This window comes from Nitratidesulfovibrio vulgaris str. Hildenborough (genome assembly GCF_000195755.1).
Lineage (GTDB): Bacteria > Desulfobacterota > Desulfovibrionia > Desulfovibrionales > Desulfovibrionaceae > Nitratidesulfovibrio > Nitratidesulfovibrio vulgaris.
Genome location: NC_002937.3, coordinates 1,247,163 through 1,261,019 on the forward strand (window position 1 = coordinate 1,247,163; position 13,857 = coordinate 1,261,019).

A 13,857-nucleotide genomic window follows, 5' to 3' on the forward strand; every position below is an offset into this window, starting at 1 on the left:
GATTTGATTGCCCGTAGTGTTTGTTGCGTGCGTGAACGCGCTATGTAGTCCTTAAGCAGCATATGTCATGCATATGTTGTTTGTGAAGTGATGGAACATGGTCGTGTATGTCAACGGCAATGGCCATATAAAACGAGTGCGACATGATATTTTATGGTCATTCTGGAGTTTTGATATCTCTAGTGCGGTTGATGTGTTTTTTTTGATACTATTTAATCGATTTGAGTTTTTTTATTTTTGCACTCAATGCTTGTTGGGTTATGCCGAGAAGTCCAGATGCTACTGTCTGATTGCCACCAGATATTTCCATGGCTTTGCATATGAGTTTTGATGTCATCGTGTCGATGGCAGACTTGAGTGTGGGAAGATTTTCTGTTGTGAATTGTAAGGTTTCTAAATCGTCCGTTGTGCCTATTGATGATGTGAGCAATTTTGTGTCGCATTCGTTCATTATGTATTGTCTGAAAGAAGATGAGGATAGCATGTGTGAAGCATGATTCATGAATGCATCGGAAATCATGCCGCGAAGTTCTCGGATATTGCCGGGAAAGGCATAAGACCTGAGCAGATTGATTAGTTCCGGGTGGTATGACGGCGGCTTGCGTTTCTGTTCCCGTGCGTCAAGTTCGAGGAAGTGGTCGAGGAGGCAGGGAATGTCGCCAGGCCTCTCTCTCAGTGGAGGAATGTGTATCCTGTGTGTCGTGAGCCTGTAGTAGAGGTCGTCTCTAAAGAGTCCCCTGTGCCGCAGGTCGACGAGGTTCTTGAGGGTCGATGCCACGATTCGAACGTTGGCCTTCTTCGCGTTGTCTGACCCTACGGGGAAGTACTCCTTCTCCTGCAACAGCCGTAGCAGCTTGACCTGTGACAGTGCTGGCAAGTCGCCTATCTCGTCGAGGAACAGCGTCCCCCCCGCCGCCTTTTCGACAAGCCCTGCCCGGGGCGTGTCGGCACCTGTGAAGGCACCTCTGGAGTGTCCGAAGAGCGTGTCGGCGAAGACCGGGTCATCGAAAGCCGCGATGTTGACGGCGACGAACTCGCCCTTGCGTCCGCTCAAGCGATGGAGCGCCTGCGCGACAAGCTCCTTGCCAGTCCCTGTCTCTCCGGTGATGAGTATGGGCTTCGTGCTCGGGGCGACTGCCTCACAATACCTGAAGATTGCATGCATCTTTTGGTCCTGAGTGACGATATCTGAAAAGGCCTCAGGATGCCGTATTTCTCCATCCAGAAGAGATGCACGCAGAAGCCGATTCTCACGCTCAAGTTCCCGTCGCTCCAATGCCTGCTGAACCCTGTTGCGCAGATGGTCCTTGTCTACCGGTTTGAGAATGTAGTCCTGCGCGCCGTTGCGTATGCACTCAACCACCGAATCTATGTCGTTCACGGCCGTGATGATGATTATCGGTACCTCGGGCCGTCTGCGCTTTATCTCCTCGATGAGTTCAGTGCCGCTCACATGGGGCATGATGAGGTCCAGCAGTATGAGCTCGGCTTCATGCTCGGCAATGAAGGGCAAGACCTTTCTGCTGTCGTCCATGGTGACGATGTTGGTGTAGCCCGATGACACCAGCGCGACCTCGAAGCCGTCGAGTGCGGCTCGTTCGTCGTCAACGACAAGTATGGGGCGCTCGGGGAAGACTCGTGTACTCATGGCAAAGGCTCCTGCTGCTGGAGGGGGGGGCGCTCTGGTGCCTGAAATCTGAGCGTCACGGTGGTTCCCCGGCCCGGTTCGGAAGAGAATTGCATGTTGCCTCCATGTTCCTTGATGATTCCCGCCGAGACCGAGAGACCGAGTCCCGTTCCGCCCTGATCACGCTTCGTGGTATAGAACGGGTCGCAAATGTGCGTGAGTTGCTCCTGTGTTATGCCATGCCCCTCGTCGACGATTTCGAAGCAGACAGTGCCGTCTGCCCGGTAGGTGCGCATGTGAATGCCCTGCCGCCTGTTTTGCAGGGCCTGATAGGCGTTCTGGATGAGATTGACGAGTATCTGCTCTATGCGTCGCTGGTCGCCCCGAAAGGCAGGCAGTCCGTCCTCGGTCTCGACGACGAGCCGGTTGGTGGCCTTCCGCAGTGGCGTTGTCAGCAGTTCGAGCGCAGAATGCACGGCCTTGTTCAGGTCGACGCTCCCGCTCATGTCCAGCGGCACTTGCCGGGCATAGTCCTTCAGGTTGCAAATGATAGTGGACACGCGTTCGGCTCCCTGATGGATGCCGCGCAGCAGTTTCGGAATGCTCTTGCGCGCGTAGTCGAACGGCATTCCCGCTATCCACAGGTCTTCCTTTTTGCTCTCGCGGTCGAGAATGTGGATGGAGTCGTCCCATATGGATTGCAACAGGCCGATATTCATGCGGATGAAACTGGAGGGGTTGTTGATCTCGTGCGCCACGCCCGCGACAAGAATGCCAAGGGACGCCATCTTGTCTGCCTGCCTCACGGATTCGAAACTGCGTTCCAGTTCTTCGGTGCGCAGCCTTACCTGACTTTCGAGACTCTCGTTCAGTTCTTTGAGGCGTTCTTCGCTGTGGCGGAGTTTTTCCTCGGCGAGTTTGCGTTCGGTGATGTCGTCCAGCAACCATATGCTGCCGTATTCCACATGGACGGGATCGACGACACTGACGGAGAGTACGCACCAGTACTGTTGCGTGCTGGAATGGAAGATGGGCAGTTCGACATCGAACTTCCCGCCACTTACATGGGCGGCGCGCACTTCGTTCATGATGTCGGTGCCGGTACCCAGCTTGGCGAGGATGGTGCCAAGGGGCATGGTCGCCCCTTGCCGCAGGTCGTCGGCAAGGCCACACAGCCGCATGAAACGGTTGTTGCCCCACACCACCCGCTTCTCTCGCACGTAGGCGATGCCGATTGAAGCGTTCTCGAGTATGAGGCGCTGCTGGCTGGCCGATTCCGCCAGCTGGGCGCTCATGGCCTCACGTCTTTTGACCTCTTCGTTCAGTTCGTGGATGTGCCTGTCCAGTTCGTCTTCAGTCCGCAGTCGCGTCTCCTGGATGAGCGATGACCACCATACCCATATGCCGTTGATGAGCGAGGAGAAGACGAAGATCGTGGCACATATCTCTTCTAGCAGGGGGCTGCCGAGCCCCGTGTTCCTGAAGTAGGCGTAGCAGAGGACGAAGATGAGGGCCTGTGCACAGAAGATATTGAAGAAATGCAGGCAGAATATCTTGGCCCTGCGGCTGAGGTGCAGGAACGGGAGGGGAATCTTCGCCTCGTCCCATGCCTCCTTGCGTCCGGCCGTTGCGTGCGCGAGGCGTTTGCAGAAACCTCCGCATACGCTGTCGAGGGAACAGCATAGCGAGCATACGGGTTCGTCATAGGCGGGACAGTACACCATGTCGCCCGCCTCGTAGCTGTTGCCGCAGGTGGTGCATGTGGTGCTGGCGGTGAGCGAGACCGGTTCGGCCTTGCGCGCCATGTAGTACTTGCCGCCTGTGAGAAGGGCTATGCCCACTGCCGTGGGGACGGAGACGACGAGGGCGACGAGGGGGGCGAACGCTTGCGGCAAGGGGCCGAAAGCCCCCCGGTAGCAAAGGAGGGACACGCCAGACGCCATGAGCATGGCGCCGAAGCCCACGGGGTTGAGGTTGTACAGGTTGGCCCTCTTGTATTCGATGTGCCTCGGGCTGAGGCCGAGGGGCTTGAGGATGACAAGGTCGGCGAAGAGGGCCCCCACCCACGAGACGGCGAACATCGCATAGACCATCAGCACCGAATGCAGCAGGTAGAAGACGCCGAACTGCATGAGCAGAAGGGATATCGTCACGTTGAAGACGAGCCACAGCGCCCTGCCGGGGTGGCTGTGAGAGATGCGTGAGAAGAAGTTCGACCATGCCAGCGAGCCGGCGTAGGCGTTGGTGACGTTGATCTTCACCTGACACACGATCACGAAGATGGTTGTCGTGGCGAGAGTGAGCCCGCCCGTTCCGAGCAACGCCGAGAAGCCGTTGTAGTAGAGATTCACGGGGTCGAGCGCGTCGCTGATGCGCGCTCCGGCTTTCTGCATGAAGTACACGGCGAGAAAGGAGCCGCCCAGAAGTTTCAGGCATCCGACGACTATCCAGCCGGGCCCGGCCGCCGCCATGGAGAGCCACCACGCGCCTTTGTTCTCTGGTGTCTTGTCGGGAAGAAAGCGCAGGTAGTCCACCTGTTCGCCAATCTGGGGGACGAGCGAGAAAAGCACGGAGAGTGCACCGCCGAAGAGCAGGGGGTCGAATCCCGCCGCCATGCCGTCCTTGCCTGTATATTCGACCCAGGCATCAAGCGCGGTCGGGTCGCAGGTGAGGATATAGGCGAACAGTATCACGGTGAGCACGACCCACACCGGCTGGGTGTACAGTTGCAGCTTGTTGATGAAGGTTATGCCGTAGAAGACCAGCGGGATGATGACCACCGAACTGATCAGGTAGCCCAGGTGTATAGGGATACCCAGCCCGACGGAGAGGGCCTTGGCCATTATGGCGGCTTCGATGGCGAAGAATATGATGGTGTAGGACGCATAGATGAGCGAAGTGACAGTCGAGCCGTAATAGCCGAACCCGGCTCCTCGCGTGAGTAGGTCGATATCCACGTTGTAGCGCGAGGCGTAGTACGAGATGGGCAGCCCGGTGAGGATGATGATGGCCGAGACGCAAAGGATGGCAAGCGTGGAATTGACGAAGCCGTTGTTGAGCACGAGCAGGGCACCGATGGCCTCAAGGGCCATGAAGGTGATGCCTCCGAGCGCCGTATTGGCCAGCAGCCAGCAGGGCCAGCGCCTGAACGACTTGGCGGCACTGCGGAGCGAATAGTCCTCTATGGCCTCGTTGACCACGAGCGCGTTGTAAATCCTCCTGCGTTTCAGGGCTTTTATCGACAGGCTTCGCGCATCGTGAAGTGGGGTTTGCATAGTCCACCAGCGCTTATGTGTGCCGATCCCGCGTGGATGGGCGGGGTCTGCCGATTGCAGGCCTATCCTCGGTCATCCTGAAAGCCGTCAGGTAAGGCAGGTCATGGTGTGGGCATCCGGACTTCTGGCAGGTCATTGTCAAAGCCGGCTGCATCCTCCCCGGGCCTGTCCGACGCGGATTGTGCCATATGTTCCGCATACCTTCTTTCCCCATGAAAGCATAGCTATTTCATATGCTTATATTCATTCGCCGATATGCTGCCTGTGCGTGTCATGCCCCCGGACTTCGGCGATGTGGCGTTCGCGGCAGGTATCCGAGCAGAAGTCGCCGGATGGCTCTTCTGCTGTTGCAGGCTCTTCACCGGCATGGCGTTCCCTGGTGATGAATCTTGTGCCGCAGTGGTCGCATACCTCGGTCGTGCTCTTGATCAGCGTGACCAGACATCGTTCGGAGCAGACAGCAAGCTCCTCCCTGGCACCGGCGCGGACGGTTGCAGGGCTTCCGCACACCCGGCAAGGGACGGCGGCGGTGGCTGCCATCAGGTCGGTGCCGCATGCGGGGCAGAATAGCTGCGGCCTGATTGTCATGCGGTCACCGCAGCGTGGGCACGAAGTGCGCATCGGCCCTCCGCAATGGGGGCAACTGCCCGTGTCGCCAGACTCCGTGCGGGCGGCATGGGGAAGTTGAGACTGGCCTGAACGCCCGGAACAGTAGGGATTGGGGCAGTATGCGTAAGCGTGGTTGTCCATGTTCACCTCGATGAGGGAAGAGGGTGCATTGGGGGCAAACTGTCATCGGGTAGAAGCGAGCACCATGCCAAAGGATGCTTGGCATGTAATATATTTGAATAATTTGGTATTTCCGTGATGTTCCCGTCGCGTGCCAAAGGGGAGGTCACAACGTCTGTTGTGGCTTCCCGGGGAGACTGCTCCTTCAGAGCACGTCTGGCATGGATGATGGCGTTTCAGGGGGTGGCGTTGGCTACAACCGCGGTTGTAGGACTTCATGGGATAGTGGCGGAGGGACGGGCTGGACTCCGCCCCTCCGCCGTGCACCCACCCTGTGGGGAGCCTTCAGCGAGACCCGATCGCGAGGCTGCGCAGGTTGTCTTCCGGAGTTCCGGCCTTTTCGGTGGGTACCTGCGCGATGTTGCGGAACATGCTCCCGGCGAAGAGGAACAGCCATGTGACGACGATGAAGGGCCAGGTGAGGGCAGGCATGCCGATGGGCGAGAGAAGCACGGAGAACGCGCCGGTGGCTATGGCTCCCAGAACCATGCAACCGAGGGCGTACAGAAACGTGCGGATGTTGAGGTAGAAGAAGATGCCGCCCATGGCGATGCCGCACAGTACCGAGTTGAAACCGTACAGACCGAGCCGTACCGGCGTTTCGGGCGAGTGCATGATGAGCGCGGTGCAGAGGCCCACCAGTGAACCTATGACGGCGAACAGGGCAGATATGCGCGAGTTGACCAGAATCGCCACGACAAAGATCACGCCGGTCACGATGTTATCCTGGAACATGACCTCGCCCACGCCCTTGAACAGGCCTTCCATGAACGTGCGTCCTGTCACGGTGCCCATGTCTGCCAGTCCTGCAACGGAGGGCAGTGCTGGAGCAATGAGCGCACCGGGGTGGAACAGCGAAAGCTTGTATACGCCGAACATCAGCAACCATGTGGCAAGCACGAAGGGGGCCGTCAGGGCCGGTACGCCCCATTTGCCGAGAAAATTGAGCAAGGAAGCCATGATGATCGTCGTGAAGGCACCATTGAGGGCCACATAGCCGAGCATGGCCGGTTCATAGTTGAAGAAGAATGGCAGGGCGATGCCAGCGAGTGTTCCGTTGAAGCCGAAAAGTCCGGCACGTACAAGCGGCTTGTCCACGCCAAGCAACTGTGCCGTGAGTGTCGAAGCGGCTGTCCCCAGTACGGCGCAGACGCCGAGAGTGGTAGAGTTGTAGAATATACCTGCGAAGAAGAGCAGGCCCGTTACGGTGTTGTTCTGGAACATGACCTGACCGCAGCCCCGGCATACCGAGTCGCAGAACTCGATGAGCGGATTCTTAAGCAACTGTTCTCCAAACATCTGATCCCCTCCTTTTATGTGCGTGAGGCACCTTGTTCAGACTGAAGTCTTCATTTCAGCCTTGAGTTTGTCTTTTTCTTTCGCCTTTGCCAGTCCACCGAGCATGTTCCGTTCCCAGTGGTCGGCGTTGCGATAATAGGTGATGGATATGATGCGCGTTGTCTGGACACTTTTGCAGAATGGACAGACAGCCTGTGCATCATCCTTTCCTCCAATGACTTCGAACCAATCGGAACATTGGTCGCATATGTATTCATAGATCGGCATTCCTGTTCTCCTGTTGTTTTGCAGTATGGAAAAGCGATAATCGTGCCAGTGTCTGATGTTCCTTTAAGTGGCCGTCATCACTGTTCATGTTGTGCTCATGCAGGGAACGCGGGGGGCGGAGTCCCACAAACGTCCTTGTGAGAAGAGCGGGAGCGCGTGGCTGTCGTGCGGCTGGCATTGAGAGTACCTCCTGCCTTCGGCAGTGTGTCGCGCTGCCGGAGAGGACGGGCGGTCCGTGTCCGAGGCAGGACCGCCCGTTGCGGCATCGGCCTCACTCGGTCAACGCTTCACACGGAAGGGTCGGTCGGTGCCGTGCCGTCTCAGGATGTCTCGCCGGCTGCCTGTTGCTCGAGGAACATGCGCCGCCTTATCTGGCGCAGGTCCATGCAGAGGAGGCAGGAGACGATGAACGCGAAGGTGAGGAAGCCGGTGAAGATGTAGAGAGTCATCGTATAGCTGCCCGTCGCTTCCAGCACGCGCGTGACGATAGACGGCCCGACCATGCCTGCGATGCCCCATGCGGTCAGCTCGTAGCCGTGGATGGTGCCGAGTTGCTTGGTTCCGAACATGTCACCGAGGAAGGCTGGAAGAGTGGAGAACCCCCCGCCGTAACAGGTCAGGATGATGAAGATGAGGCACTGGAACCCCAGATGACTGGTGGTCGTCGTCAACGCCATGAACGCGCATATCTGGATGAGGAAGAAGGCCATGTATGTGCGCCCGCGACCGAGGTAGTCGGAGAGGCTGGCCCAGCCGATTCTCCCCCCGCCGTTGAAGAGCCCCATGAGTCCGACCATCGTGGCTGCCTGCATCGGTGAGAGTCCGATGACTTCCTGCGCCATGGGAGACGCGACGGAGATGAGAGCGATGCCGCAAGTGATGTTGATGAACAGCATGAGCCACATGAAGTAGAAACGCTTGGTGCGGATGGCCTCGGCAACCGTGTACTGACCAAGGTCCCTCTTGAGGGTCCTGCCAGCGGATTGCTGTCCCTGTGCGGCATATCCGGGAGGGACCCAGCCCTCGGGAGGCGGCGCCAGATACAGGGATGACCCGTAGATGAGGCAGAAGTAGATGGCCCCGAGAACGAAGTACACCTGCCAGATCTCCATGATCTGGAAGAGTTTCGCCATGATGGGCCCGAAGATCATCGCCGCGAAGCCGAATCCCATGATGGCCATGCCCGTTGCCAGCCCTCGACGGTCGGGGAACCATTTCACGAGCGTGGAGACAGGCGTGATATAGCCGACCCCCAGGCCGATGCCCCCGATCACACCGTAGCTCAAGAGGAACAGGGGCAGTGATCCCAGCTTGACGGCGATGCCGGCCCCCATGATGCCCGCCGTGTACAATATGCCCGCAAGGCGGCCTGAATTGCGCGGCCCCATCTTCTCGACCGAACGGCCGAGGAATGCGGCTGAGAATCCCAGAAAGAGGATGGCGAGACTGAACGCCAACGTGATGTTGCTCTTCTGCCAACCATGTAACTGGTTGAGCGGCAGCGTCATGACACTGTAGGCGTAGACGGAACCGATGGAGATGTGCACGCCCACTGCCGATGCGGCTATGAGCCAGCGGTTCTTCACTTTATCCATGATGCTTTCTCCTGTGCAGTCGGGCCGCAGACCGTTGCTGCAGGCCGATACAGACCACTTAGAGTGAAAAGAGGCGGCCGTGACCGGCCGCCTCTGCGAACCTGCTACACGTTCCGGACCTACAGTCCGAAGCGGCCGCCGGTGGTGGGGTAACCGTATATGGAGCCGTCCTTGATCTTGATCTTGTCTTCCCAGGGCAGGTGGTACTTGCCGGCGGCGAAGTCCTTGACCCAGGTGTAGGGGCAATCCTTGACGCCACCGGGATGAGCGACGTAGCCGCGGGTGCCCACGTTGAAGATGTTGTTTTCCAGACCCCAGTCGGTGCGAGCCTGGTCGGCCATCTTGGGGAACACTTCGGCGGTGACGATCTCCCACGGGTTGCGATGGCCCTGTACGAGCGTCGTCCCGTCGAAGTTGCAGACCTGACCTTCACCAAAGTAGTAGAACACGCCATCGTAGCCGGCGAGGTTGACGGCTGCGGTGTACATGAGGTTGTGCCACGCGTTCGAGCGGTTGGTCAGTATCCACTGCTCGTTGACCTGCGTGCTGTAGCCGGAGATGCGGATGTAGACGTTGCAGCCCTTGTAGGCGGCTTCACGCGCCTGCTCGGGGAACATGCCGTCATGGCAGATGCACAGGGAAAGCTTGCTGCCGCCGGGGCCGTCGCACACGGGCTGGCCCAGATCGCCGGGCATCCAGGGCTCGATGGGCACCCACGGGTTCAGCTTGCGGTACTTCAGGGCGAGCTCGCCCTTGTTGTTGAAGATGACCGCAGTGTTGTAGGGCATCTGGTTCTTGTTGGGGTTGCGTTCCATGATCGAGAACACGCCCCAGACGTCATTTTCCTTGCAGGTCTGGGCGTAACGCTGGAAGAGGGGCTCCTCGACATCCATCAGGAACTCTTCGGTGACCCACTTCTTGGTGTTCAGGCCCTGCGTGCTGTATTCGGGCCATACGATGAGATCCATGCCGGGGTAGCCAGCCTTGGTGGCGGCGGTGGCGGCGCAGATGCGATCGACGCTGGCTTCGATGTCGCGACGGGAGTTGACGATGGGCACAGGGTACTGGACGAGTCCCATCAGCATGCCTTCACTCGGCTTGTTCATGCTTCCGATGCTTCCCATGGTGATTCCTCCGAAAGTTTGCACGGTTGATCAGAGTGTTCAGGAATTTTCAGGAACAGTCGTGACTGGCCAGTCATCTTGCTTTCGGAGATAGCGACAAGTGTGCCAAATGCAGACATGCATCTATGATTTTGATATTTATGATTGTTTTGCTTGTCGTGTCAGTTGGGGGGCCACAACGTGGTTTGTGGCAGGGCATGGGGAATAGCGGAGACTGGCACTACACAAGCCCTCGGCGCTCACAACGACTTTTGTGGGATGCAGGGAGTTGGTTGGAGACCTGGTGGCAGTCCTGTCTGCGTTGCAAAGGGACGGGGTCGATGTGGAGAAAGATGCAGGAATCGCCTGTAGCGGTGGTGGGTTGCCGAGGTGCGGCGCAAGGCTGTTGAAGGCATCCCCTTGCGCTGTCTGTGGTTGGTGCGGCAACGAGGGCGCAGGGCAGCCGGTATCGCCGGGCAATCTTTGCAACCGGCGTGACAGGATGGCCCGGATATATCTATAATCCGATCGTATGCCGGTAGTGGTGTCCGCTGCAGGGGCGGGGAACGGTTCTTTTGTGCGGCAGGGTGCCACTGGAATCGTGCACACGGCGGGCACAGGGCCCTGATACTGCATCGGGCAGGCATAGGGCAGGGGCATGGCAGGTACATCCGTCGTCAGGCAGGTCGGGCATGGACAAAGCGCGTGTTGTGGTGGTCGGGGCCGGTTTCGCCGGGTTGTGGGTGGTGCGTCGTCTCGCGTCGGAGAAGGATGTGGAGGTGATGTTGCTGGACAGGCACAACTACCACACCTTTCTCCCGCTGCTGTATCAGGTGGCGGCGGCGGAACTTGAGCCGGAACAGATAGCCTATCCCCTGCGGGGCATATGCCGCAGGCATTCCAACGTGCGGCTTGCCGTGACGGAGGTGCGGGGCATCGACACCGCCCGCAAGCTGGTTCGCGCCGACGGTCTGGATATTCCCTATGACTATCTGGTTGTCGCGGCGGGTAGCCGCACCGCCTATTTCGGGGTGCCGGGCGCAGAGGAGCATTCCTTCAGCCTTAAGACGCTGGAGGAGGCTGTCTGCCTTCGCAATCAGATCATCAGTTGCTTCGAGCAGGCCGCGCTGGAGTCCGACCCTGAACGGCGACGGGCGATGCTGACCTTCACCGTCGTGGGCGGCGGTCCCACCGGGGTAGAGTACGCCGGGGCGCTGGCTGAACTTGTGCGCGCCCCGCTGCGCAAGGATTTTCCCGAACTGGACATGAACGAGGTACGTGTGGTGCTGCTTGAGGCCGCACCGGGGGTTCTGGGGGGATTTCCCGAACGGTTGAGAGGTTATGCGAAGAAGCGGCTGGGGGCGATGGGCGTCGACGTGCGCCTTGATGCCAGTGTCGCCGAGGTGACGGCAGCGGGCGTGCTGTTCGCCAGCGGCGAGCATCTGCCCACACATACGGTCGTCTGGACAGCGGGCGTGCGCGGCGAAGTCGTGGCAGAGCACATGGGGCTGCCACTGGGGCGTGGCGGACGGGTCGCGGTGTTGTCTACGCTTCAGGTCGAAGGGCTGCCGGAGGTGTTCGTGGTGGGCGACATGTCGTTGCCGGAAGGACAGAACCCGCCCATGAACGCCCCCAACGCCACGCAGCAGGGGCGTCTTGCCGCCGAGAACATCCTCGCCATGCTTCAGCGGCGCGACCCTGTCCCGTTCCGCTACCGCGACAAGGGGGCCATGGCTACCATCGGGCGTCAGGCGGCTGTGGTGCGGATGGGGAACTTCGCCTTTTCAGGATTTCTGGCGTGGCTGCTGTGGCTTTTCGTGCACCTTGCGTACCTGATAGGTTTTCGCAACCGGCTCATCGTGCTCATCAACTGGGCATGGGACTACCTGTTCTACGAACGGGCTGTGCGGCTCATCCTGCCACGGCGCGGCTGCGGGACGATAGACAGCCGCAAGCGGGAGGCGGCGCAGGGGGCGGGTGACGCCGACAGGCCGGGGGCGACCTGTTCATAGGCGTGATGCTAAGACCTCGGCCCCGTTTCACGCTTTGCTTGCGGGGGGGGACTGACCATGGGGCGCGTGGTGCGGCGCTGCATGCCACACTGGTTTCGCATCGGGGTTTGCCGCAGGTCTGCTTTGCTGGCGAGATAGGCCTCCGGTGCGGCACGTGTTTTATACAGTCGGCACGGGGTGCGTGTTGGCTGTGGGGAACCTGTTCGCACGGGGGATGCTCTTCGGAGGTCGTGTGTGCGGTCACGCTGCCCGATGCGTCGTGCGAAGCCGCCGCGTTGCGCGGTGGTGAAAGAGGGGAAAGCAGGCGGTAGGTCTAACTTGCCGTGCGCGTTGCACCTTTCGTTCGGGTTCTTTCGGCTGCCCTGTTAGGGAATATGTCCAAAACGGCTCACCTGCCGACCGTCGGCTTTGCAGTGCAGTTCGCCAGTGCCCGTATGCGCGTCAGTCGACGTTCCTGAATGGACTCCGCGGCGATGTGCAACCTTTTTGATCTTCAATAGTAAACTCATATTTCGGATTTATCTGAGCGCAGGATTTATGTAGATTCACTTTCAGAAGTGTTTTTTTGATATTGGTTTTAACTTTTATTGGCAAACATCAAGCAGTATGGGGAATGGCATGTCAGCTTCTGATCCTTTTTATGTGGTCAAAGTATTCTTTTTTTATTTTTAATGAGTATTGTGATTGACGTCTTATCTCTGAGATATGGCAAGTTAAGAATCTGCGAAGACATGAACGCTCTCCAATCTGAAGTCGTGTATATAGGTAAATCTCGTGTATTCTGTAGAGTTCAGTATTATTTGACCATGTCTTTTGTCATACCACTAGTTATGATCACATTATATGGGTCGTCACTTTGTGTGTTACTAAAAGACACATTGCTATGGGGCGCGTTTTCTTTTTCTTTATTGATGATTTTGGTTCTTTCGATAAGAATGATTCTGTGCATGAATATTTCGTGGATTTGCTACGGTGATAAGATTGTGTATTGGCGTAAATGGAGCGAGAGATCTTTTAATACATGTGGTTTGGAGGATGTCATAAATTATAGATCATTACCTGGAGTAGGTGGACATTTGTTTTACTTGGTGGATGGGCGCGTGCTTATTTTTTATAATTTGTATGATAATTTAGAAGATATGTGCAATAAGTCGGGAATTGTTGCGTGGCGGAAGAAAAATGAAGGGAATTGGCCCTTTTCAAGTTGATGACGAACACCGCCCACACAACACTCAACAACGTGCCGAGAATCTTTCCGGTGGTGGTGCCCAAGGCCATGAACAGGTCCAGATAGGTGCCCAGCCATACAATCCACGACCCGGATGCCAGCCCCAGTAGCGCAGAAAGCAGAAACACCTCGAATCCGATGACCCCGCCTTCGCTGCGGGCGGTCATCTGAATGGACGCCACCGGTCGTGGGCAAGCTCATGCTTGTACCATGAGATGCCGAAGGCGACGAGTGCGAAGACGATGCGGGCCTCATCACTCACCACGCCATCAAGGAGTGTGATGACGAACACCGCCCACACAACACTCAACATCGTGCCGAGAATCTTTCCGGTGGTGGTGCCAAGGGCCATGAACAGGCCCAGATAGGTGCCCAGCCATACAATCCACGACCCGGATGCCAGCCCCAGTAGCGCAGAAAGCAGAAACACCTCGAACCCGATGAATCCGCCTTCGCTACGGGCGGTCATGGCGACCATGAAAGCCTGTTTGAGACGTTGTGGCATTTCGGTTCCTGCTGTGCCGGATACGGCATGTCGGCATGACGTGGCAGGTCGGGGCGGGGTGCGATTGCCAGCCACGTCTGCGAAGAATCAAGCTTCAGTGACCTTGCTTATACCGTCATGGCCCGGTGCAGGCAACACCGGGCCATGACTCTTTTGC

At 58.1% G+C, this 13,857-nt stretch carries 10 protein-coding genes; 1 reads left to right on the forward strand and 9 read right to left on the reverse strand.

What is annotated here, in order from left to right; translation table 11 throughout:
* Positions 1 to 208: 208 nt before the first annotated feature.
* From DVU_RS05480 to DVU_RS05515, 7 genes are all read right to left on the reverse strand, one after another.
* Positions 209 to 1,648 carry a sigma-54-dependent transcriptional regulator gene (locus DVU_RS05480; protein WP_010938453.1) on the reverse strand — a complete coding sequence of 480 codons (1,440 nt, stop codon included), beginning with the start codon at positions 1,646 to 1,648 and terminating at the stop codon, positions 209 to 211.
* Positions 1,645 to 4,902 (reverse strand): ATP-binding protein, encoded by a 3,258-nt coding sequence (locus tag DVU_RS05485; RefSeq protein ID WP_010938454.1) that lies wholly within the window; start codon positions 4,900 to 4,902, stop codon positions 1,645 to 1,647. The genes DVU_RS05480 and DVU_RS05485 overlap by 4 nt, the downstream gene beginning before the upstream one ends.
* 243 nt (positions 4,903 to 5,145) lie before the next feature.
* Positions 5,146 to 5,490: a hypothetical protein gene (locus tag DVU_RS05490; RefSeq protein ID WP_164561555.1), complete on the reverse strand. Its 345-nt coding sequence runs from the start codon at positions 5,488 to 5,490 to the stop codon at positions 5,146 to 5,148.
* A 486-nt stretch (positions 5,491 to 5,976) separates the two neighbouring features.
* Positions 5,977 to 6,990, reverse strand: a complete 1,014-nt coding sequence (locus DVU_RS05495; protein WP_010938457.1) for an urea transporter — start codon at positions 6,988 to 6,990, stop codon at positions 5,977 to 5,979.
* A gap of 36 nt (positions 6,991 to 7,026) precedes the next feature.
* Positions 7,027 to 7,257 carry an FmdB family zinc ribbon protein gene (locus tag DVU_RS05500; RefSeq protein ID WP_010938458.1) on the reverse strand — a complete coding sequence of 77 codons (231 nt, stop codon included), beginning with the start codon at positions 7,255 to 7,257 and terminating at the stop codon, positions 7,027 to 7,029.
* Between the two features lie 320 nt (positions 7,258 to 7,577).
* Positions 7,578 to 8,852 carry an L-lactate MFS transporter gene (locus tag DVU_RS05510; protein ID WP_010938460.1) on the reverse strand — a complete coding sequence of 425 codons (1,275 nt, stop codon included), beginning with the start codon at positions 8,850 to 8,852 and terminating at the stop codon, positions 7,578 to 7,580.
* Between the two features lie 119 nt (positions 8,853 to 8,971).
* Positions 8,972 to 9,976 (reverse strand): formamidase, encoded by a 1,005-nt coding sequence (locus tag DVU_RS05515; protein WP_010938461.1) that lies wholly within the window; start codon positions 9,974 to 9,976, stop codon positions 8,972 to 8,974.
* Between the two features lie 671 nt (positions 9,977 to 10,647).
* On the opposite strand from DVU_RS05515, the gene DVU_RS05520 reads away from it, so the two are divergent.
* Positions 10,648 to 11,967, forward strand: coding sequence for an NAD(P)/FAD-dependent oxidoreductase (locus DVU_RS05520; protein WP_010938462.1), 1,320 nt, complete (start codon positions 10,648 to 10,650; stop codon positions 11,965 to 11,967).
* A 1,104-nt stretch (positions 11,968 to 13,071) separates the two neighbouring features.
* Here DVU_RS05520 and DVU_RS05525 read toward each other — a convergent pair.
* Both DVU_RS05525 and DVU_RS05530 read right to left on the reverse strand, forming a co-directional pair.
* Positions 13,072 to 13,362 carry a hypothetical protein gene (locus DVU_RS05525; protein ID WP_014524322.1) on the reverse strand — a complete coding sequence of 97 codons (291 nt, stop codon included), beginning with the start codon at positions 13,360 to 13,362 and terminating at the stop codon, positions 13,072 to 13,074.
* The gene (locus DVU_RS05530; RefSeq protein WP_014524323.1) at positions 13,359 to 13,700 is read right to left on the reverse strand and encodes a hypothetical protein; all 342 of its coding nucleotides are present in this window, start codon (positions 13,698 to 13,700) and stop codon (positions 13,359 to 13,361) included. Before DVU_RS05530 ends, DVU_RS05525 begins: the two co-directional genes overlap by 4 nt.
* Between the last annotated feature and the right edge of the window lie 157 nt (positions 13,701 to 13,857).